This is a genomic window from Psychrobacter sp. L7, assembly GCF_002810365.1.
GTDB classification, from domain to species: Bacteria; Pseudomonadota; Gammaproteobacteria; order Pseudomonadales; family Moraxellaceae; genus Psychrobacter; species Psychrobacter celer.
This window is the reverse complement of record NZ_NEXR01000001.1, coordinates 108924-131514: the sequence shown is the minus strand read 5'-3', so window position 1 is coordinate 131514 and position 22591 is coordinate 108924. Positions and strand designations below refer to the sequence as shown.

Sequence of the window (22591 nt, the reverse complement as noted above, 5' to 3'; positions counted from 1 at the left end):
TTACATCTGCCGTTTTATCAGATAAAAACCCAAGGCGGCGCTACCAAGTATCGGTAATAGCACCATCAATAATGGCAAAAATCCTGTCGCTAATGAGACAAAGCCGACCAAATCTTGCACATAGCTAAATAGCAAACCAAACAGTAGCGCGACGACGATACGCAGACCCAAGCTGTGCGTACGCAGCGAGCCAAAGACAAATGAGCAAGCAACGATCACCAGCGATAAAATCGATAGTGGCGACAGCAGCTTTTGCCAAAATGCCAGCTCATGCTCTAAAGAGCGATTGCCCTGCCCTCGCATAAACTGACGATGCTCATATAGTTGCGTCAGAGACAAATCCTCTGCCTTACGCGTCAGTAGATACACCGACTCTGGGGCAAATGGCAAACTGAGCGTATCAGAGGCGAAGACGGCTTGACTACTCTCGAAGCCTTGGTTGATACTAAGCGTGGTCATGTCATTGAGCTGCCACTCGTAACGATACTGTCCGCTCGGTGTGCCGCTGCTACTATCTAGAGCTTGCCGGCCGACATATTGCCCATCTTTGGCATGAATAGCGGTTTGCAAATTGCCATCATTGTCCAAATGCCAGCGCTTCACCTCGCCGATGTTGCCTTGTACGTCGGCATAATCGATATATAAAATATCGCTGCCAGCAGGCTTTGCACTACCATCTTGTGCATTTTCAAAGCGTGGTTGCACCGTCCAATAGCCACGTACCGAGGTCACAAGCGAGCGGCTGCCCTCATCATTGATGTCTTTTGCCAACTGATTGGAGTGTGGCAAGACAAACTGATTGATCGCTAAGGCAAGCAGCACAAAAATTAGAGCGGGTTGTAGCACCCAACCGACGATGCGATAGATACTGACGCCAGCGGCGCGCATGACGACCAGCTCGCTTTTGTTGGCCAGCAGCCCCAAACCTACGACCGCCCCAAGTAGCGCCCCTGTCGGAATAAACTGCTCTAAAAAGTAAGGCGATCGATAAAAGATATACTTAATCGCCTCACTCATCGTATAGCTATCATCGAGCGAATCAAGCTCGGATAAGTAAGAAAAAATAAGCTGCAAGGCCCATAGACCGACAACGGCCCCGATGATAGCAAGCAGCGCATTGCGTCTGACATAGCGGCCGAGCACTTTTAGTTGACCGGGTTTTTGGGCCAGTGGCTCAGCGCTTGGGGTTTTGGCAAATAAGGAGCGCATTATGATTGCCCTCCTGACGTGTTGTCATTTGGATTGGCGCGACTGTCGGCCACTGTTTGCGGCGGCTGAGGTTGGCGAAAGCGCAGGCGATGCTGCACGCGGCTGCCCCAGTTCATATACAGCGCCAACGCCATAAACCCTAAGATTAGCCACGCATACGCCCACACGCTGACGCTGCCTTTACTCACCGCGTTTTTGAGCGAAATGATACCCAGCGCGCAGCTGACAAACAATAAAATCGCGGGAAACAAACGCAGCCAGCGACCTTGACGGGGACGCACTTGTGCCAGCGGTACCGCCAGCATCGGCGCGATAATCATCAGCCAAGGCAACGCAAAACGATAACCGAGCTCACCTTGCGCAGCGCGCTTGGCCTCGACCGTGCTCACTTGTGCACTGCCGCTACCGGTTGCCGCTTGCCACAACGGCCCGATGGCTTGGGTTTCGATATTGTCTTCGGTGACGACGTCTTTGGCAGACTCAGTCAAACTGATACGGTAGCGATCAAAGCCTACTTGATTGTACTTTAGACTCCCTGCGCCGACTTCGTATCGTCGGCCTTGAAACAAATCCAATTGCGTCACGCCGCGGCTCCCTGTATCGACCTGCTCGGCACGTTTGGCTAAGGTGATGGTGTCTTTGCTGATATCATGATTGACAAATGTCTCTGGCAGCTCTGGAATATCTAACTGCTCAGCGGTTTTGGGATCGATGCGATTATCGACAGAGACCGCGGCGCTTTGATCACGCTCATTTTTTGCTGTATTTGCCGCCGCGTTTTTGGGCTGACTGCCCTTTTCTGATTTTTCTGATTTTTCTGATTTTTCTGATTTTTCTGATTGAATCAATATCACATCTTGCAGCTGCTTTTTGTCCTCGCTCAGACTGCCGACATACAGATGATAATTACCACTACTGATAAACTCTTTTGGGCGAATCAAATCAAAGGCGCTGGTCAAGGCTTGCTGTTGCCACACCGCCTCAGATGAGCGCACCCCCCACGGCTTGCCAACGATAGACAACGCCGCCTCGCCGACAAACAGCGCGAGGATAAATGGCGTCATCAAGCGTGCCAACTTACCACGCGACACACCGCTGGCATTGATGACTGCCATTTCTTGATCGACATATAGACGGCCAAATACCAGCATCAGCGCAATAAAAAACGCCAATGGCAAGATAAGCTCTAAAAAGTACGGCAGATTGTAGCCGATAATGGTAAATAACAAACTGATGTCTAAGCGACCTTCAGCAGCTATCCCAAAGTAACGAATCAAGCGCCCACCGAGCATCATCACCACTAAAAACCCCAACACCAAAGCGGTGGTCGAGGCAACTTGTTGGGTCATGTAGCGGCGTAATATCACAATAGAGACTCTTAAACAGTTGGTATGCGCGTGCTGTATGATAGAGCGCTGGCTCAGGCGTGGCGCTTATTTGGCTATTATAACGGCTTTTTTTGGGCGGCAGGTTTGTACCGCTCGCCGATAGTTAACGGATAATAACAACTAACAGTAGTAGCGTTAGCTATACTACACAAATACAAGCCATTAATATAACCGTTAATGCTAGCATGTTTTGGCAAAAAATGGCTGTGAAAAATGTGCTAAAACATTACCTAACCCTTGCTAAGATTGAGGCGGTGGTTTATGCAGCATTCGCTCTTAAGATCGCGCAGCAAATATATACGAAAACATTACTTAACCGATGCCGACAGCACGCTGATTACCTGATATGCTACACTACAACAAGCGCCCAACCTTCCAATGCTTTGACTGAAGCTTTGACTGAACCAATGGCTTAATCTTGGATTTTATCGTTGGTTTGAGCATAGCGGTCAGATATCGGCTGGGCAAGATGACTCTATGTTTTTATCACCTTATCACCTCGAACCATACACATAATCTCAGGCATCGTCTGGCAGTCACTTGTCATGCGGCTATTGCACTGAGTCTGTGCGGCATTAAGCTTACGAAAAATTAAGCTGGTGATAAACAGCCGCTTGGCTCGGTGATTATTGATTTAACTGATTGAAAAGCTTAGCCATTTAGCAACCCAGTTGTTAAACAATTTGGTTGTTTAACAATCTGATTATGTAACAACCTGATTGTTTAGTACCCCGATTAAAAGGCGGCATCTATTGACCATTCAAATAAGGATAACTATATGAATATCAAATTAACTCAGCAGCTCCCCAAAACCCATACCCAAAAAATCCTCAAAAAAGAAGCGAAGAGCAAAGACGCGGCTTGTTTGGTGGTGTTGGTGGATGACAAAAAAAACCTCTTCGCTGAGTCTGCGCTAGCTGACTATAGCGCTCGTATTGAGCAATTGATGGAAGTGTCACACTTTAGTGGTAAGGCCTGCGAAACCGTTGCTGACTTGGCATTGGCCGGTGACAAAAAAACCACCAAGCAAAACCCAGTTCAGTTATTGTTGGTCGGTGTTGGTAATATCGACAAGCTTAACCACACTGCCCTACAAAAAATCGCCAAAACCATCTATAGCAATACGCAAAAACGCGTCGCCTCTATCACGGTCGCGCTCGGCGATGACCTAGAAGAAAACCACTTTGGCCAATTTGCGCTAAATCTACTAGCGGCCAGCTATCGTTTTGATAAATACAAGTCTGAGCAAACCACACCGGTACTCACGGATGTGTATTTGTTGGCCGATGCAGCATTGCAGCCAGCGCTAGACTTCGCGCAAGCGGTGTTCGCCGGTCAAAGCTTGACTCGTGACGTCGCCAATGAGCCAGGCAATATCTGCTTCCCAGCGTATATGGCAGAACAAGCCCAAGCGCTTGCAAAGACCTATCCTGACCTCCTAAAAGTGACGGTGCTGGGCGAAGAGGAAATGTCGGCGCTGGGCATGAACTGCTTTTTATCGGTGGCTAGAGGTTCTAGCAAAGAAGGCAAATTGGTACTACTCGAGTATCGCGGCAAGTCTAACTTTAGTGCCAAAGCAGGCGCGACTGATACTTATCCAGCCGGCAATAGCAGTGCAAAAGTCACCGGTGGCCTAAAAGCGTTGGCTGATAAGCTCCCCACCAAACTGCCTAGCAAAAAATCAGACAAAAACACTGATAGCAGCCATGACGATGCGCCTATCGTGTTGGTCGGTAAAGGCGTGACCTTTGACTCAGGCGGTATCTCTATCAAGCCAGGTGCGGCCATGGATGAGATGAAGTTCGATATGGGCGGCTCAGCGTCTGTATTGGGTACCATCAAAGCGCTGTGCGAAGCGCGTCTACCAATTAACGTGGTGGGGGCACTCGCTTGTGCAGAAAACATGCCATCAGGTGAGGCGACGCGTCCTGGTGATATCGTCAAAGCCATGAACGGCAAATCGGTTGAAATCTTAAACACCGATGCGGAAGGTCGTTTGGTGTTGGCCGATACCTTATGCTACGTCCAGCGCTATCAGCCAAAAGCCATCATCGATGTGGCGACATTGACGGGCGCTTGCGTGGTGGCCTTAGGGCATGTGCGCTCAGCGGTGTTTAGTAATGATGAAGATGTGTTGTTTGAACTAGAAAACGCCAGCTACTCATCAGGTGACCTCATCTGGCACATGCCATTAGATGACGACTATCAGGCGCAGCTTGATTCACCCATCGCCGATATGCAAAACATCGGTGGTAAAGGCGCAGGCGCTGTGACCGCAGCTTGCTTCTTATCACGCTTCGTCGAAGAAGGTCAGCCATGGGCGCACCTAGACATCGCAGGCACCGCATGGAACTCAGGCAAAGATAAAGCGGCAACCGGTCGCCCTGTGCCTTTATTTATGCAGTACTTAAAAAACAGTGCAAACGACGCTTAATACAGTGATGACGACCAATTTATGAACGTAAGTTTTTATGTATTAAGCGAGCGTAAAGCCCAAGAAATCTTGGGCTTTATTTGTCAGCTGACCCAAACGGCGCTCAATAAAAGCAGCCAATCGCTACTGATTTTGTCTCAAGATGAGACATTACTCAGCTCGCTTGATGAAGCGCTATGGACGCACGACGCGACCAGCTTTATCCCGCACCAGCGCCTTTTGGGCCGCGATCCTCACTCCATAGAACCTGATACGATGGAGCCTGATGCCGCAAAGCCTGATACCTCCGATATCGAGGAGGCAATATCAGCACCCGTCATGCTCGGCAGTTATATGCCAGCGGACTTCTCAGGTATCGTTCTCAATACCACATTGCAGCCTGTCAGCGATTTTATAGCCGCGACCAGTCCTGCCAAACCCACTCGAATACTTGAGCTGATAAAACCTGATGCCAAAAGTATGCAAGAAGGCCGTCATAAATATAAGCATTATAAACAGCTCGGCTATGAGCTAACGCACTATAAGGTATAGCTTATACAGTCGATTTGTTCTAAAGACGACATAGCGCTACTGCTATACACGTTACTTGCAGACTGTCTGCTGGTTTATTTTCCAGCTTTGTCATCTTAGCTTTGTCATCTTAGCTTTATTCCATCAGCTTTGTCATATCAGTCACCTCGCTATTCCATCAGCTTTATTTTATCAGTCACCTTGCTCAGTTTTCCTCGCGCGCTTGCCTGTCTTTCCTTTATTCTACTTACCATTTTTGTGGTTTTTACAGCGTGGTTTGGTGCTGTCTGATTTGCCGCGTCCAGTATGACTGGTAGGCGAGTATCCGAAAAAATGCTACCATCCTCCGACTGTTTTTCTATTTTTATGATTCATTTACTTCTGACTGACTAACTCGAGGGTGTACAAATGCGTTCATTGATTGCGATGTACCAGCGTATAGGGCTGGTACCGCTCATTATTATCGGTTTAATATTAGGGGTGCTAATAGGCTGGCTAGCACCAAGCGTTGGTATCGCCTTAGGATTGTTGGGGACGCTATTTGTCGGTGCGCTAAAAGCAGTCGCGCCGATATTGGTCTTTGTGCTGGTGATGGCGGCCATTAGTCAGCATCGTAGTGGCAACGAAGTGTATGTCAAACCGGTGCTCATCATGTATATGTTTGGCACATTTTTGGCGGCATTGACTGCTGTCGGCGCCAGCTTTTTATTCCCAACTGAGCTGGTACTCGTCAACGCAACTGTCGAGCAAGTGCCACCGGCCAACCTCAAAGAAGTACTCACCAACTTGCTGATGAATCTGGTGGCAAACCCTGTCAATGCCATCGCTGAGGCCAACTATATTGGTATCTTGGCTTGGGCAATTATCATCGGTTTTGCACTGCGTCAAGCCAGCGACACCGCGCGTACGGTCGTCGGCGACTTTGCCAATGCCATCTCACAAGTGGTGAAATGGGTCATCGCTCTCGCGCCATTTGGTATCTTAGGTTTGGTTGCCAATACGGTCGCTGAGACAGGCTTTGCATCATTGGCAGGTTATGCTCGTATCTTGATGGTATTGGTCGGCTGTATGGTATTTATTGCCCTCGTTGCCAACCCTATTATCGTCTTACTCAAAACCGGCAAAAACCCTTACCCTCTGGTATTTACTTGCCTGCGTGAGTCAGGGATTACAGCATTCTTTACGCGTAGTTCGGCGGCCAACATCCCTGTAAACATGAACCTTGCACGCAAACTGGGCCTACACGAAGACACTTACTCTGTCACCATTCCACTTGGTGCAACTATCAATATGGCAGGGGCGGCGATTACCATCAACGTCTTGACGCTGGCGGCAGCGCATACGATCGGTATCGAGGTGAGCTTTGCCTCTGCGCTCTTATTGAGTTTGGTCGCGACCATTAGTGCTTGCGGTGCCTCTGGGGTCGCTGGTGGGTCGTTATTGCTGATTCCTCTGGCCGCAAGCCTCTTTAGTATCCCCAATGACATTGCCATGCAAGTGGTTGCCATCGGCTTTATCATCGGCGTGATTCAAGACTCGGCCGAGACCGCGCTCAACTCGTCAACTGACGTCTTATTTACTGCGGCAGCCGACCCTAAATACGCGCGTTAATCCGGCGCAATCCGTATCTGTACATCACACACTGTAAAACAAAAGGCCTCAATGATCGCAATGAGGCCTTTTTTATGAGCTGGGCTTTATCACTGGTTTGGTTACTTTAGATGCTCGGTATCCACTTCAATGATTGGCGTCTGTCCTTCTAGCTGGCGTTTGAGCTGACGCAGCTGCTCGACTTCTTCTAATAGCTCCAGTATCAGGCCGATCGCTGGCACACTGGCATCAAAGTCACGGCTCAGACGAGAGGCGCGGCGCACCGTGGTGAGCTGATAGCCGGTAAACTGCTCACGCTCTGGCACGTCATACTCGATGATGTTTTCTTCCATCAGCTCGATGACCCATTGACGCTCTTGACCACAGGCAGATACCAGCTCATCCAAGCTCATGATAATATCGGTAAATTCAGGCGAGTGTTTCATTATTATTATCCTCTTTTGGTTGCTATCCTTATTTGTGCTTTATGTCATCGTGATCGTTTTCATCTCTCCCCGTTATCGCTTTTCGCTGACCTCTGTCGAGAGCAGCGCGGCAGTTATCAGCGATTGATACTGGTATCAGCAAAGGCTTGCTTTAGCTGCTCATAGGCTTTTGTCACAGCCTCGCTATTGCTATCAGTGATATCAGGGTTGACGATATTGAGGGTTAAGTATAAGTCGCCCGCTTGTTTGGCAGGGATACCCTTACCTTTTAGACGTAAATTGCTGCCAGATTTGCTGTTTTTGGGAATGGTCACGCCAAGGGTACCAGCGGGCGTGCTGACATTGATTTTGCCACCCAATGCCGCTTCCCATGGCGAGATATTTACTGTCTGATAGACATCAGCGCCCTCGATACGGATATTGGCGTCGTGGCGGATTTTCACCTTTAAAAACAAATCACCGTTTTTGCCGCCACCCATGCCAGCTGAGCCTTGACCTGCTAGGCGGATTTGCTTGCCATCAGTGATGCCTTTTGGGATTTTAATCTTAAGGGTTTTATTTTCATAATCCACGCTGCCATTGGGTTGGCGTACCGGCACGTTTAGTTTGATACTATAGTCATCACCACTATAGACTGAGGCCAAGTCCACCGCAATCTCGGCGTGCTGATCTTGGCCTTTACTATCCTGCGCGCCAAAGCCACCCCCAAACTGCTCAAAACCGCTACCTTGCGTGCGGCCCCCTGCCTGTCCACCAGCTGAGCCATGCGCGCCGCGACCAAATGCCGAAAATATATCATCAAAGCGAAAGCCGCCATCGCCAAAGGCTTGTCCATCACCAAACTGATCTTTAATATCTTCCCAGCGAAAACCACCCTGTCCGCCCGCCGACTGACCACCAAACCCGCCAAAGCCTCCAGCGCCGCCTTGACCGGCAAATGGGTTATCGAGCATGGCATCATATTGCGCACGCTTGTCTTTCTCTCTAAGCGTCTCATAAGCGTTGTTGATTTCAGCGATTTTGTTATCCGCGTTTGGGTCGTCGCTCACATCGGGGTGATACTGACGAACCAGCTTACGATATTTTTTTTTGATATCAGCGTCTGAGGCGTCTTTTTTGACCCCCAAAATGTCGTAGTAGTTTTTTTCTGCCATATTATTTTTCCTTATCGCATTTATTATTAACGATTTACTTAATACATAATATAGGGATGATGCGGCAATATTTCATTGCTTACCATAGCATAGCCACATAATGGCTGGGCAAAATTTACACTTGTCCACTTTATCTATACCAATTCATATCATCGACCCGCTATAAAATAAATATGGTGCCACTGGGCGTAATTTTTCTTGCTCTCTTATTTGGCCTATTTACTACCTTTACTTATTATTGGAATAATTAGTCATTTGATGAAAAACAGCACATATTTTTTAATAAGCGAATCAAGTAAAAATATATTTAATTACATAGTATTAGCATTACAGAAATAATCTTTACATTATTATCGATATTAGCTGGTTACTACTATCCTGCGGCGACCCGCTGGCTTAGCCCTTATATTTTAACGCTCCGGCTGATATCTCTTTATTATGGTCGCTACTTTCTCATATGACCCAAATAAAACTACTGTCTATATCATCACTAGCCAAACGTCTATCCATCTACTTATTTACTCACCTGAACAAACCACGCTCAGCGCAGACGTGATATCTAGCAATGCTTTCAAGGTATTTAATAAAGAGCATTATCCAACTGATTTTGTTGAAAAAAGCAGTGGTTTTTTATGAATGCTGATATTTGAACTGGGGCGTTTTTTAACAGAGCCGTAAGGATACGACAATTTATGTGCTATAAAATGAATATAACTTTGATACTCGCAGGGAGTATCGATGATATAGGCAAGGTTATCTGTCTATTTTATAAACTGTATAAAGGTATTGAATGTCGTATTTAATCAAGTCTTTGGTTATCACCTTGTCACTGCTACTAAGCACCAGCGTTTTTGCAGGTAACACCAGTTATTATGGTAGCAAGTTTCACGGAAAGCGTACTGCCAGTGGCAGTATTTTTAATATGAATGCCTTGACCGCTGCGCATCGTACGCTGCCCTTCGGTACTAAGGTACAAGTGACCAATCAAAAGACAAAGCAAAGCGTGATCGTCAAAATCACGGATAGAGGGCCTTTTATACGAGGCCGTATTTTAGATTTATCGAAAGCCGCTGCTGGTCAAATCAACTGCCAATTGTGCACCACCACCATGGAGATACTGTCTTATGGTGATGGTAAATACCGTAAAGAATAACGTGAAACAAAAGGGAGAGCCTATGCTCTCCCTTTTTTTATGTGCGGCGATTTATCCAGGTACGGCATCCAGTTACGGCTCTATTCAAAACCCGCTTCCATTTCTTCCAGCGTTGTCATGGCCAGCAGTAACTTTTCTTCATTAGCGCTTTGCTGCTGCTGTAGGGTGCTTTGCTCATCCAGCAGTTTCAGCAAGTCCGCTTTTCGGCTTTCTTCATACAGACTGGTATCGGCAAGCTTTTCTTCTATAGCAGTCAGCGCCGTTTCAGTCTTAGCCAATGCTTTTTCGGTATCTTCAATCTCACGGCGAACCGGTGCAGTCAGTTTACGCTGTTCGGCGGCCATTTTGCGCTGCTCTTCTTTGCTCAAAGCAGGCGACGTAGGGTTGTCTTTGGCTGCTACAGTAGACGCTGCTGTATTTGCTAGGCTATCACGCGTTTCACGTGAAACAAACTTTTTACTCTCTTTTTTACTTTTTTTCTTACCTGCTGCTTTGTCTGAGCTATTTTCTTGTTTGCGCTTCTCGCTCAGCCATTTTCCGTAGTCGCTGATATCACCATCGAACGCATCGATTTGCCCGTCATGCACCAGATATAGCTCATCACAGACGTTGGCAATCAGCTCACGATCATGCGAGACCAGCACTACCGCTCCCTTAAAGCCTTGTAAGGCAAGGGTCAGCGCCTGACGCATTTGTAAGTCCAAATGGTTGGTCGGCTCATCGAGGACCAGCACGTTTGGACGCTGCCAGACAATCAAAGCCAGCGTCAGACGAGCGCGCTCACCACCAGAGAACAGCTCACTTGGCGTATCGATACGATCACCACGAAAATCAAAGCTACCGAGAAACGAACGCAAATCGGCGTCTGATGTCTTACCAGCTAGGCGGCGCATCATCTGTAGCGGGGTGGCCGCCGCATCTAAAGCGTCCATTTGATGCTGGTTAAAGTAACCAAGCTTTAAGGTATCGGACACGCGGTAAGTACCTGACAAAACTTTCAGCTCGCCGACCAAGGCTTTAATCAAGGTCGACTTACCGGCGCCATTCATACCCAGTAGCCCAAGACGCGTATCAGGCGTGACCTGCACATTGGCGTTACGAAGCAAAGGCGTATCGCTATAACCAATATCGGCGTGCGTCATCTCAATCAGCGGCGAGCTCATATGGGCTGGCTCATAAAAGCGAAAAGAGAACGGGTTGTCCGCCATCATCGGCGACAGCTCTGCCATACGCTCAAGCTGCTTGATACGGCTTTGTGCCTGTTTGGCTTTACTGGCTTTGGCACGAAAACGGCGAATAAAGTCATCCAAGTGAGCGCGGGTGGCTTGCTGTTTTTCAAACGCTTGCTGCTGCTGCGCCATGCGTTCGTGACGGGTACGGATAAACTGCTGATAATTACCGGTATAAAGGGTGATTTTTTGTTGTTCGACGTGCAAGATATGACCGACGGTAGCATCCAAAAACGCTTGGTCGTGCGAGATGACGATGACCAGTCCGGTATAAGCATTGATCCAAGTCTCAAGCCATAGAATGGCGTCTAAGTCTAAATGGTTGGTCGGCTCATCGAGCAGCATCAAATCGGCGCGGCTCATCAAGGTTTTGGCGAGGTTTAAGCGCATGCGCCAGCCACCCGAAAACCCTGAGACAGGCAGCTCATGCTGACTGGTGTTAAACCCAAGGCCTGCCATGATTTGTGCAGCTTTGGTCGGCGTACGGTAGCCATCGATTTCATCGAACTGCTGATGCAACACCCCAATTTGCTCGTCACTGACAGCGCTTAAATCACTGAGCGCGGCATTAATCTTGTACCACTGCTCATCACCGCTCAACACGTAATCAATCGCCGTCTGATCACTGGCTCCGACCTCCTGCGCCATGTGCGCCACCTGCCAGCTATCAGGGATACTCACCTCGCCTTTGTCCAGCGTGACCTCGGTGTCCCCCATACCCATCTGCGTAAGCAGTAGCGCAAACAAAGTAGATTTGCCGGTGCCATTATTGCCCGTTAGGCCGACTTTATGACCCGGATGGAGCTGAAAGCTTGCCCCTGCAAACAACTCTCGACCATCACGGCGTACGCTTACGTCTTTAAATTCGATCATATAATCTCTTCATCTCAACAATAATATAAAACTCAAGGCAATAAAAAACACACGTCTGGTATGTTTACTGGCGGCTATTATTTCAAACGCCTCACCGATAGGCAAACGATTAAATCACTATTTTACAAGCAAATCTTGATTGCTATGATGGCCATCATCGCTAAACAGAATCGCTAAACGTGGTCAGTTAACATAGTCGGTTAACATAGTCGCCTCGGTGAGGCCGTACGGCCGCATCGCGAAGGCAGTTTTGTTTATTAATAGCGCATAACCAAGCGTCACTCTTGACAAACGAATCCACACCCCCATTATGATATACTGCGATACCATAAGTGCCTATGGCCGAGCATGTATTTAGCGCGTGAGTGATGACACTCATATCATATTGATAACAAGGATTGATAACGCGCGCATCGCTTTGCCATAATGACAGCATTCCATTGAATCAAACGCCGTGCGTATCTTTTTTTGCAAGACTGTGCTTGCAAACCCAAACAGGACGACAGCCTTTGATCCTAGTAACTGAGGTAGATATGAACGAATCAGCCAATCAATTTAACCCAAGCGCCACCCAGCCTGTAGACCCAACGGTTTTAAACCTAACAGACAGCGCCGCTCAAAAAGTGCGCCGCCTGCGCGAAGAAGAAGGCGATGACACATTGATGCTGCGCGTCTATGTCACCGGTGGCGGCTGCTCAGGATTTTCTTATGGCTTTAATTTTGCCAATGACCTAAACGAAGACGATGCCAACTTTAATAATGGCGATGTGACCTTGGTCGTCGACTCGATGAGCTATCAATACCTGCAAGGCTCTACCGTTGACTACACCGAGGGCTTAGAGGGCGCGCGTTTTATCGTGACCAACCCCAACGCCACCACGACGTGTGGCTGCGGCTCGTCCTTCTCTATCTAAATGACGCTTTTTTGCGGTTTGAGAACGACGGTTCAAGCACCTATGGATAAGGCTCCTATCTTATCTATAGGTGCTTTTTCGTCTCGTGCCTGCCCATTCGCTAAATGGGCAGTAAGCCAGACTGCTTTTTTCTGTGATTTGTGTGTCAATTTTTTTAGTAAAACCAGCCAAAACCGCCTTGGATAAAGCTTATCGTATTTGTAATTGTCCGTGGTTTTCAGGACTGCTTTGAGCTAAACTGACCAAATTCTTCATCCTTATATTTACCTCTTTTATGGTCAAACGCCCGTCGTGTTTTGGTCTACCATAATCAATAACAATAGATGCCTATTATGAGTAATTTTGCGAGTAGCTTTGTGAACTTTGAAATCCCCAATTGGTTTGACCATCAGCATCTGACTGGGATGCTCCGCGGTATCGAAAAAGAAGGCTTGCGTGTTAAACCTGATGGTTTTTTGGCACAAACCCCGCATCCAGCTAAACTGGGTTCCAAACTTACTCATCCGTTTATTACCACAGATTACTCAGAAAGTCTGCTTGAGCTGATCACTGACCCAAAAACCTCTCCCAAAGAAACCTTAAACATGCTGCGCCAGCTGCATTTGCTGGTCTATCAAGGTATGCCTGAGGGTGAGCTGATGTGGCCGTTATCCATGCCGTGTATGCTGTCATCAAACGATGAAGATATTCCGCTGGCCGACTATGGCAGCTCTAATACGGGCAAGTTAAAAACACTGTATCGCAGCGGGCTTGGTATCCGCTATGGTCGCCGTATGCAGACCATCGCAGGCTTGCATTATAATTTGTCGTTTGGTGATGATTTGTTTGCGGCTTGGCAAGAAAAGACGCCAGCGGCGCAAAATCTGACGCTGACGGAGTTTAAAAACGATAAGTATCTTGGACTGATCCGTAATTTTAAGCGCCTAACCAGCTTGGTGCTGTATCTATTGGGAGCCAGCCCCAGCGTTTGTCCGTGTTTTTTAGCGGGGCGCGAGCATGACCTAGAGCGCCTCAATGACTCGACCTACTACAGACCTACCGCCACTAGCCTACGGATGGGCAAACTTGGCTATACCAACAGCGTACAAGAGCAGCTCGACATCCGCTACAACAACTTGCCTGAGTATATCAAAGGACTGCGCCGCGCGATTCAGACGCCGCATGAGAGCTTTAAAAAACTGGGTTTGGATGATGCGGACGGCAATCCTATTCAGATTAACAATCATATTTTGCAAATAGAAAACGAGTACTATAGTCCTATCCGCCCCAAACAAATCGCCATGAGCGGTGAGACGCCAACCGAGGCACTAGAGCGCCGTGGTATCGCCTATGTCGAGTTTCGCGCCATCGATCTCGACCCGTATAGCGATGTCGGTATCCGTCTCTCTAGCGCTTGTTTTCTAGAAGTCATGGCGCTGTACTGTCTGCTAAATGACTCGCCTGACTTGCTCCCTGAGGAAGAAGAAGCGCTGGCAATCAACCTTGAGCGCGTGGTAAACGAAGGTCGCCGCGAGGGCTTGCACATCATCAATAACGGCGAAGAGCAATCGCTTGAGAGCTGGATGCTTATGCATTTAGATCGTATGCAGCCACTTGCCGAGCTATTTGACGCGCACTATGGTGGTAATGACTACCGAGCAGCCGTGGCCTTGATGCAAGGCAAAGCCAGTCATCCAGAATCGACGATTTCGGCGCAAGTCAATGCCGATAGCAAACGCTTGGGCAGCTTATGGCAACTTGGATTTACCTTGGCAGAGCAGCATCGTGACGCGTTGTTGCAGCAGACCTTGAGCCCCAACACCCAAGCCAAATATGAGGTATTGGCAGAAAAATCTATTTTGCAACAAGCAGAGATTGAGTCTGCCGAAACAGAAGACTTTATGGACTTTTTACAACAATACCGCCAGCAACCAACTTAACCACTGGTTTGATATCTTAGACAACGACCTAATAAGAGTGACTGTCCCATGCTACCGCTGACCACTTACCGCAATCTACAAGTATTTTTGGTCGTTATGGCCGTGATAGGTATGAGCTTTGCGCTGTTCTTTTTGCAGCGCTATATGGGGTTTACCCCTTGCCCGCTTTGTATTTTTCAGCGTATCGGGCTGATTGTGATGGGCGTGTTTGCCCTGATGGCGGCTTTATTTCACCCCAAATCTATGGCGGTGCGTCTGGTATTATGGCTAGGTAGCTTGGCGGGTATTGGCTGGTCGACTGTGGTGGCAGGCCGTCACGTCTGGCTACAGCACCTACCTGCTGATCAAGTGCCTTCTTGTGGTCCGGGGCTAGACTACTGGCTAGACACCTTACCTATTTTGCAGGTGTTTAAAGAAGTTTTTGCAGGCTCTGGTGAGTGCGCCGCTATCGACTGGACGTTTATGGGACTGAGTATCCCTGAGCAGTCTTTGATTTTGTTTAGTCTATTGCTGGTCGTCCACGGTTTGGTGTTGTGGCGTATCGTACGTCCTATCGCCTCTAAATAGTCCTCTTTATCCCCATGCCATACCGATACGCCTATCGGTATGGCATGATTTTATAAAAATAACCAATAACAAAAACGCTACAAAGGTATTCTAAACCTTTGATATCTTGTCACAGCTTATTCTATTTGCTGATATAGTCAGTCTAGAATAAAAGAGATACAACCCATATCATGAAACAGCTTAGGTAGATTATTCTCCATCCAGCCTTGACGTAGAAATTTTGCCTGTGCCCACTTCTTTTCAATGGGGTTTAGATCAGGGCTGTAGGGTGGCAACCAAAGAATACGATGGCCATGTCTGTTCAGTAGTTTTTGAATGCATTTGTTCTTATGAAATCTAGCATTGTCCATCACGATCACACATTTTGTTTTAAGACTTGGTATTAGCGTGTGTTTGCACCAGTGGTAGAATATGCTGCTGTTAATATTTTGCTCAAAGTAATCTAAGGCAAATAACATTTTTTCATAGAGCGCATCAATAACGTTAGTGCGCTTTCTTGCTTGCCAGTTATAGCTGTCGATACAGGGTTTACCTATCGGTGCATAGCCATGAGAACGAATGGTTTCAGCCTCAAAGCCGCTTTCATCCATGTACACAATGGGATAGCCTTGCTGCATAAAACTATTGAGCTTACTCTGATACGCTGCTCTTTTTATTGGACACACTTTTGGATGCTCTAAGGTCTTTTTTTTGACTGATACCAAGGCGCTTTAGGGCAATATCAATGCCTGACTTGCTACAGCCTAAACGTTGAGCTCGCTCGTACATGTAATCGTCTGGATACTGCGCGACGTCTTTGAGAAGTGCTTCATTTGGTATTTTACTGGGTGGCTTATCCCGAGTTTGTTTGATACTTGGATTTTTCAGCCAACGCTGTAAAGTGGTTTTGCTGATGTCATAGAAAATACAAGCTTGACGAATGCTCATGTCTTTGTCTTTGACGCTTTTTATAACTTGCGTTCGAAAGTCTGCTGAGTAAGTCATAATGATTATATCTTTCTCTTTATTTTAAAAGCATTGTATCTTATTTATAAAAGACTGACTATAAGCAGACCTGCATGACATACGCCGCTTTATAGAATTGCCAAGCGATTGAACGCTGTTTATCTACCTCAAAACCAACGATGAGTCACATGATAATCGTCTCATAAAAATCATGGTTTTTGATGGTTTGTTTGGTTTTTTCATTACTTCTCGATTTTGACAATACCCTGAACTTGCCGATATGATAGGCAGTCTTTTCAGATGTTGTTTAAAAAACTGTTTTTGGTGTGACCATGATATACCGTGCGCCTAGTTGCTCTTTTATTGTATCGATGATCAGACGCTTTCATCGTCTGCTTTTAGGTATACCGCTTTGCGTGTTAGTGGTTGGTTGCGATAGCGCCTCTTCTAATACCAACAAAGAAGTGAGTACTAAGGTTGCGCCGGTCAATAACGCTGCAGACAGCAGCTCATCTACCGTCGATCTGGCAGACAGCCTATCTAAATCTAAGGCTGATGCCGACGAGCTCGACGCCGTAGAAGGTCGCTCACTGATCATGGCAGCGCAATCAACTGCCGATAGCAGCATTGACAATGTAGATAGGGATGGGGGCACCGCCGATTATGGCTCGCTACAAGCCACGCTAATAGGCGACTACGGCGGTATGGTGCCCTGCTCTTTTTGTGACAGTATCGATATCACCCTAAACCTATTTGCCGATGGCTCCGTCCTAAAAACCAGTCTGTATAATAACCCTTCCCAGCCCAAAGTCCCGACGATTGAGTCTGGCATTTATCGTCAAGATAATGACCTCATTACCATCGTTTATGAGCAAGAAAACATAGAGACCTACCGTATTCAAGACAATCATCTGATATTGATGGACAATGACAAACAGCTCGATGACGATTATGTTCTATCGCGTAAATAGCGTATCCATTTGTTGCTGACTCATGCCTGTTATGATAAAGCCTCAATACTGCGCTTACCCATTAGGTGTTTTTTATTGGTCATCGAACGACGTTTACTTTACAATGAATCCCACTCTTGGGCACCAAACGTTTGCACATCCAACCTTGCAGACGAACTCTAACAAGCAAGTCTAGCCAGCAAGGTTCAGCCAGCAAGTTTACCCCGATAGATCTTATGTCTTTGGATCTACCAACTTGAGAGTCCACCTTTTTACTTCAGCACGTACGGAACGTCTATGCATATTCATATCCTTGGCATTTGTGGTACTTTTATGGGGTCGCTGGCATTGCTGGCGCGGGCGCTTGGGCACAAGGTTACCGGCTCAGACGCCAATGTCTATCCGCCGATGTCGACCCAACTACAAAATGCCGGCGTCGTCATCGAAGAGGGATACCTGATCGAGCATTTACAGCCCGCGCCAGACTTAGTAGTGGTAGGCAATGCCATGAAACGCGGTATGGATGTCATCGAGTACCTGCTAAACGAAGGACTGCGCTATACCTCAGGTCCGCAGTTTTTGTCTGAGCAAGTATTGCAGTCGCGTCACGTCATCGCGGTAGCCGGTACGCACGGCAAGACCACGACCACGACGATGCTGGCTTGGATACTGCACTATGCTGGTATCGATGCAGGGTTTTTGATCGGCGGTGTGCCACTGGTCGATACGCCTGATACGCACTTGCAGCAAGTGTTTGCCCACAGCAGCTATCTTGGTGCAGACAAACTTGCTGCGAATAAAGACAGTGAGGATAAAAACGGCGGCTATTTTGTCATCGAAGCCGATGAGTATGACTCTGCATTCTTTGATAAGCGCTCTAAGTTTGTCCATTATCGTCCGCGTACGGCTATCTTAAACAACCTTGAGTTTGATCATGCCGATATCTTTGCCGATCTCAATGCGATTCAGACGCAGTTCCATCATATGGTTCGCATGATTCCTAGTACGGGTAAAATCATCATGCCCGCCGCCACAGCCAGCCTAGAGGACACCTTGGCAAAAGGCGTCTGGACGCCCGTCTGGCGCACCGCGATTGATGATACAAATACCACTGCCGCAGACAGCGCCACGGCTCGTAGCGACTGGCATGCTAAGCTATTAACCGCTGACGGTAGTCGTTTTCAGATCAGCTATCCTGCCGATAACGCAGCAGCGGTTGTAGAGTGGTCGATGAGCGGTATGCATAATGTCAACAACGCCCTCGTCGCAGTCGCCGCCGCCTACGATGTGGGCGTGAGTGTAGAGACCGCGTGTGCTGCTCTATCAGACTTTGCGGGTATCAAGCGCCGTATGGAGCTGATTGGCAATGTCGATGATATCTTGGTTTTCGATGACTTTGCTCATCATCCAACTGCGATCACCACCACCTTAGACGGTGCCAAAAAGAAGCTGGCGGACCGACGCATTTGGGCCATCATCGAGCCGCGTAGCAACACCATGAAGATGGGCATTCATCAAGACAGCCTTGCACAGTCAGCGGCGCTAGCCGACGATACGCTCTGGTATGAGCCGTCTGGTCTGGAGTGGGGGCTTAAAGAAGTTATTGATACCGCGATGGCCGAGGATAGTACCATCGGTCATCAGCAAGTACTTTGTAGCACTGAGGGTATTATTGAGCATCTCTGTGCGCATGCGCAGTCAGGTGATGCGATCGTCATTATGTCTAATGGCGGCTTTGAAGGAATTCATCAGCGACTACTCACCGCCCTACGCGAGCGATAGGCGCAGCACGCAAGAAAAACAGCCTTCCATTGAGCGACTTGATAGCCACGTATCTGATTTTTAGATGCGACGCTATTATAAGTCGCCTATCACATACCCAAAGCGCCGTTTATGGATGATAAACGGCGCTTTTTTGTCTGATGTTTATCATTTTTTACTTCAGCACATACCTTCGCCACCCGTTAGCGACTTTACTACCTTTGTAACCTTCCGATTACCTATTTCCTCTGCTTGATAGCAAATAGCGGTTTTTCCTCACATAGCCCATACACAGATAACATTTTGTGCTTACTCTTCAATCCTTAGAATGACTACAATAAATTCATCAAAGCACAGCACGCAATTATAAATGATAAAAAATTAGGAGAATAATATGAGCTTTATTTGGATGATTATCGTCGGTTTGGTCGCAGGGTTATTGGCACGTGCTATCAAGCCAGGTAGCGATCCCATGGGCTGGATTATGACGATTGTACTAGGTATCGTCGGAGCAATGCTCGGTGGCTTTATTGCAGGGCTTATCGGTATCAACGCTGACGGCGGCTTTATGGGTCTTATCTTCTCTGTCATTGGTGCCATCATCTTACTGTTCTTGTATGAGATGATCGTCAGTAAGCGCCGCGTATAAGCAACGCGTCTTAGCTAATTTGGTAGAGATAACTTGATAAAACCGCATTGATAAAAAAGAGAGTGTTGAGCAAAATCAATCAAGCAAAACCTATCCAGCAAAAGCACGCTATCTTACCCAAAAGCCTTGCGATCAGCAGGGCTTTTGTATGCATAGGCACAAATTCTAACGCCCGCGAACCTAAGGGGAAAGTATTGATAAGCATTACTTTTGTCCCCATTTACCTTATAATATATACCCTATTTTATCCTTAGCATTGAGGTAAGCATTATGGCATTACTCCCTATTTTAAACTATCCAGATCCGCGCTTGCGTACGATCGCTGAGCCTGTCAAGGAAGTGACTGCTGAAATCAAAACCTTGATCGCCGATATGATTGAGACCATGTACGATGCTCAAGGTATCGGCTTGGCAGCCAGTCAAGTGGATCGCCATATTCAGCTAATCGTCATGGATTTATCTGAAGATAAAAGCCATCCTCGCGTATTTATCAACCCAAAAGTGACGCCACTGGTCGAAGAAAAACAACCGTACGAAGAAGGCTGTCTGTCAGTGCCGGATGTCTATGACAAAGTCGAGCGTCCGACCAAGGTGCGTATCGAAGCCCTAAACGAAAACGGCGACAAGATAGACGAAGAGGTCGAAGGCCTACTAGCAGTATGTATCCAGCACGAAATGGACCACTTAAATGGGGTTATTTTTGTCGATTACTTGTCTCGTCTCAAGCAAACACGAGCCCGCGATAAAGTACGTAAAGTACTCAAAATCCGCGAAAAACAAGGCGCGCATGCTGCTGAACAACAGCCGCAAACCACTAACGCATAAGCCTAGCATATTTGCTATTCGCTTTTACCAAAGGTTTTTTATATGACGATGATCAAAATTGACCAATATTTTGACTCTGCCGCTTGGCAGAAATTTACCAAAGCTGCTGAAGGTCGCGAAACCCCATTTTTGGTGGTGGATCTTAGTCGTATCAAAGCCAAGTATCATGAGATGGTCAGTCTGTTTCCAAAAGCAAAAATTCACTATGCCATGAAGGCCAGCCCAGCGGTTGAAGTCATCGAGCTATTGGCAGAGCTGGGTTCAAACTTTGACTGTGCTTCCATCTATGAGCTGGACCGCGTGCTTGATTGCGGCGTTGAGCCATCACGCATCTCGTATGGCAACACCATCAAAAAAGCCGAGCACGTCAAGTACGCCTTTGATAAAGGCATCGAGCTATATGCAACTGACTCAGAAGCGGATCTAAAAAACATCGCCAAGCATGCACCTGGTGCTAAAGTGTTTGTACGCATCTTAGTACAAGGGTCAGAAACCGCTGAATGGCCGCTGTCGCGCAAGTTTGGTTGCCACCCCAATATGGCGATTGATCTACTCATTCAGGCACGTGAGCTGGGTTTGGTGCCTTATGGTATCTCGTTCCATGTCGGCAGCCAGCAAAAAGACGTGGCTGCTTGGGATGATGCGCTGGCTAAGGTCAAATATATGTTTGACTGGATGAAAAACGAAGAAAATATCAAACTGCAAATGATCAACCTAGGCGGCGGGTTTCCGACCAATTATATCAGCGAGGTCAACCCAATTCGGGTATATGCCGAAGAGATCACTCGTTATCTCACTGATGACTACAACGAAGACGAGATGCCTGAGATTATCCTTGAGCCAGGCCGCTCGTTGGTCGGCGGCTCAGGCGTGTTGGTCAGTGATGTGGTACTGATTTCGCGTAAGTCGCATACGGATCTCACTCGCTGGGTATATACCGACGTGGGATTGTTCCAAGGTCTGATTGAGACGTTGGGCGAGGCCATTAAGTATCCTGTGTATACGCCAAAAATGGAAACATCAACAAGCGAAGGCACCGTGGTACTGGCAGGCCCGACGTGCGATTCAACCGACATCATGTACGAAGAAGCGGGCTATCAGCTACCAGAAGAGCTGGAGATTGGCGATAAAATCTATTGGCTGACCACAGGCGCTTATACCAACTCGTATTCTTCAGTCGAGTTTAATGGCTTTCCGCCGTTAGACGTGGTTTATATTGATTAACTTTTAGACCATTGATATCCATCATAAAGCGCGGCACTGTGATAAGCAGTGCCGCGCTTTTTTGTACTGGTTTGATCATGGTTAAAATATCAAAAACACGACCGAGCGTGAGCACTACCGAATATGTTGATGATGACCACTCACTGTATCAATAATGAAATCGGCGTGTTGTTGCTGCTATCTCGCGTACTATGACTGCCATAACCTGAGCGTCGGGTTTGATTGTTTTGTGAGATTTGCCCGATAGTGACCCACTGCCCACGCGGGACGATCATCGTGCTATCAAGCCTTTGGCCGTGCATGCGATGGGCGCGGTGACTGTAATCGTTGTCTCGGTTATCAGCAGAATGGTCGCGCTCGAGCTGTTCTGCGACTTGGACTAATCTCACTTCGATTTGCCCGCTTGGTAATAGCCTTGGCGTCACTTCAATGCCTTGCGTCGTTGGTAGTACCTGCTGCTGAATCACAATCTGCCCTATAGGACGGTGATAATTCGGATAGCCATTGACAATATAGGTTTGGTTTAATGAATACAGAGTAGCTGTGCTAATACTGGCCGCACTGCCCGACAGCGTTTGGATTTGATATAAGTTACTACCTTGCTGTTGACTGCTCTGCTGGTGAATAATACCTGCACCTTGAATACCGCGATGATTAATAACAACCTGACCTTGCTGGATGCTACCTTGTGACTGGCGGTCATTACCAACGCGTACCGTCACCGTGAGCGCTTGCGGCTGACGATCAATCAAAGACAATAGCTGCTGCAGCTTTGGGTAATTGGCAGGCGTGGTGCGGATGACCAGCTTGTCTTGATAACTGGTCACCGTACCACCGTCACGGCTACTCTC

The 22591-nt window shown here is 47.6% G+C and carries 20 protein-coding genes; 12 read left to right on the top strand and 8 right to left on the bottom strand.

The features are described from left to right. Both lptG and CAP50_RS00560 read right to left on the bottom strand, forming a co-directional pair. Positions 1–1209, bottom strand: a complete 1209-nt coding sequence (gene lptG / locus CAP50_RS00565) for an LPS export ABC transporter permease LptG (protein ID WP_100748641.1) — start codon at positions 1207–1209, stop codon at positions 1–3. Then, on the bottom strand, positions 1209–2558 hold the full coding sequence (locus tag CAP50_RS00560; RefSeq protein WP_100748640.1) for an LPS export ABC transporter permease LptF: 1350 nt from the start codon (positions 2556–2558) through the stop codon (positions 1209–1211). Before CAP50_RS00560 ends, lptG begins: the two co-directional genes overlap by 1 nt. An 817-nt stretch (positions 2559–3375) precedes the next feature. Here CAP50_RS00560 and CAP50_RS00550 point away from each other — a divergent pair. The 3 genes from CAP50_RS00550 to sstT all read left to right on the top strand — a co-directional run bounded on the left by CAP50_RS00550 (position 3376) and on the right by sstT (position 7152). After that, positions 3376–5031: a leucyl aminopeptidase gene (locus CAP50_RS00550; protein WP_100748638.1), complete on the top strand. Its 1656-nt coding sequence runs from the start codon at positions 3376–3378 to the stop codon at positions 5029–5031. 21 nt (positions 5032–5052) lie between these two features. Then, on the top strand, positions 5053–5562 hold the full coding sequence (locus CAP50_RS00545; protein WP_100748637.1) for a DNA polymerase III subunit chi: 510 nt from the start codon (positions 5053–5055) through the stop codon (positions 5560–5562). 387 nt (positions 5563–5949) lie between these two features. Then, the gene (gene sstT / locus CAP50_RS00540) at positions 5950–7152 is read left to right on the top strand and encodes a serine/threonine transporter SstT (RefSeq protein WP_100748636.1); all 1203 of its coding nucleotides are present in this window, start codon (positions 5950–5952) and stop codon (positions 7150–7152) included. Between the two features lie 101 nt (positions 7153–7253). On the opposite strand, the gene CAP50_RS00535 is transcribed toward sstT, so the two are convergent. Together CAP50_RS00535 and CAP50_RS00530 are read right to left on the bottom strand one after the other, a co-directional pair. Beyond that, complete coding sequence (locus tag CAP50_RS00535) at positions 7254–7577, bottom strand: chaperone modulator CbpM (protein ID WP_075101342.1); 324 nt, start codon at positions 7575–7577, stop codon at positions 7254–7256. A gap of 116 nt (positions 7578–7693) precedes the next feature. Continuing rightward, a complete protein-coding gene (locus tag CAP50_RS00530) occupies positions 7694–8731 on the bottom strand; it encodes a DnaJ C-terminal domain-containing protein (protein ID WP_100748635.1) in 1038 nt (345 codons plus the stop codon). A 790-nt stretch (positions 8732–9521) separates the two neighbouring features. On the opposite strand from CAP50_RS00530, the gene CAP50_RS00520 reads away from it, so the two are divergent. Beyond that, a complete protein-coding gene (locus CAP50_RS00520) occupies positions 9522–9884 on the top strand; it encodes a septal ring lytic transglycosylase RlpA family protein (RefSeq protein ID WP_100748633.1) in 363 nt (120 codons plus the stop codon). Between the two features lie 80 nt (positions 9885–9964). Here the strand turns inward: CAP50_RS00520 and CAP50_RS00515 are convergent, their stop codons facing one another. Further along, positions 9965–11986 (bottom strand): ATP-binding cassette domain-containing protein, encoded by a 2022-nt coding sequence (locus tag CAP50_RS00515; RefSeq protein ID WP_100748632.1) that lies wholly within the window; start codon positions 11984–11986, stop codon positions 9965–9967. Between the two features lie 533 nt (positions 11987–12519). Between CAP50_RS00515 and erpA the strand changes: the two genes are divergently transcribed. The 3 genes from erpA to CAP50_RS00500 all read left to right on the top strand — a co-directional run bounded on the left by erpA (position 12520) and on the right by CAP50_RS00500 (position 15386). Further along, a complete protein-coding gene (erpA, locus tag CAP50_RS00510; protein WP_100748631.1) occupies positions 12520–12900 on the top strand; it encodes an iron-sulfur cluster insertion protein ErpA in 381 nt (126 codons plus the stop codon). 332 nt (positions 12901–13232) lie between these two features. Continuing rightward, a complete protein-coding gene (gene gshA, locus CAP50_RS00505) occupies positions 13233–14819 on the top strand; it encodes a glutamate--cysteine ligase (protein WP_100748630.1) in 1587 nt (528 codons plus the stop codon). 48 nt (positions 14820–14867) lie between these two features. Next, positions 14868–15386: a disulfide bond formation protein B gene (locus tag CAP50_RS00500; RefSeq protein WP_100748629.1), complete on the top strand. Its 519-nt coding sequence runs from the start codon at positions 14868–14870 to the stop codon at positions 15384–15386. A gap of 137 nt (positions 15387–15523) precedes the next feature. Here the strand turns inward: CAP50_RS00500 and CAP50_RS00495 are convergent, their stop codons facing one another. Both CAP50_RS00495 and CAP50_RS00490 read right to left on the bottom strand, forming a co-directional pair. Then, positions 15524–16051, bottom strand: a complete 528-nt coding sequence (locus CAP50_RS00495; RefSeq protein ID WP_198411578.1) for an IS630 family transposase — start codon at positions 16049–16051, stop codon at positions 15524–15526. Beyond that, the gene (locus CAP50_RS00490) at positions 16017–16370 is read right to left on the bottom strand and encodes an IS630 transposase-related protein (RefSeq protein ID WP_075100793.1); all 354 of its coding nucleotides are present in this window, start codon (positions 16368–16370) and stop codon (positions 16017–16019) included. The genes CAP50_RS00495 and CAP50_RS00490 overlap by 35 nt, the downstream gene beginning before the upstream one ends. Before the next feature lie 377 nt (positions 16371–16747). Between CAP50_RS00490 and CAP50_RS00485 the strand changes: the two genes are divergently transcribed. The 5 genes from CAP50_RS00485 to CAP50_RS00465 all read left to right on the top strand — a co-directional run bounded on the left by CAP50_RS00485 (position 16748) and on the right by CAP50_RS00465 (position 21740). Next, positions 16748–17302 carry a copper resistance protein NlpE N-terminal domain-containing protein gene (locus CAP50_RS00485; RefSeq protein ID WP_241900590.1) on the top strand — a complete coding sequence of 185 codons (555 nt, stop codon included), beginning with the start codon at positions 16748–16750 and terminating at the stop codon, positions 17300–17302. 276 nt (positions 17303–17578) lie between these two features. Then, positions 17579–19063, top strand: coding sequence for a UDP-N-acetylmuramate:L-alanyl-gamma-D-glutamyl-meso-diaminopimelate ligase (gene mpl, locus CAP50_RS00480; RefSeq protein WP_100748627.1), 1485 nt, complete (start codon positions 17579–17581; stop codon positions 19061–19063). A gap of 373 nt (positions 19064–19436) precedes the next feature. Beyond that, positions 19437–19691 (top strand): GlsB/YeaQ/YmgE family stress response membrane protein, encoded by a 255-nt coding sequence (locus CAP50_RS00475; protein WP_100748626.1) that lies wholly within the window; start codon positions 19437–19439, stop codon positions 19689–19691. 270 nt (positions 19692–19961) lie between these two features. After that, on the top strand, positions 19962–20516 hold the full coding sequence (def, locus tag CAP50_RS00470; RefSeq protein WP_100748625.1) for a peptide deformylase: 555 nt from the start codon (positions 19962–19964) through the stop codon (positions 20514–20516). 48 nt (positions 20517–20564) lie between these two features. After that, positions 20565–21740: a type III PLP-dependent enzyme gene (locus CAP50_RS00465; RefSeq protein ID WP_100748950.1), complete on the top strand. Its 1176-nt coding sequence runs from the start codon at positions 20565–20567 to the stop codon at positions 21738–21740. Between the two features lie 140 nt (positions 21741–21880). Here CAP50_RS00465 and CAP50_RS00460 read toward each other — a convergent pair whose 3' ends face one another. Then, the gene (locus tag CAP50_RS00460; RefSeq protein ID WP_100748624.1) at positions 21881–22567 is read right to left on the bottom strand and encodes a hypothetical protein; all 687 of its coding nucleotides are present in this window, start codon (positions 22565–22567) and stop codon (positions 21881–21883) included. Positions 22568–22591 lie beyond the last annotated feature (24 nt).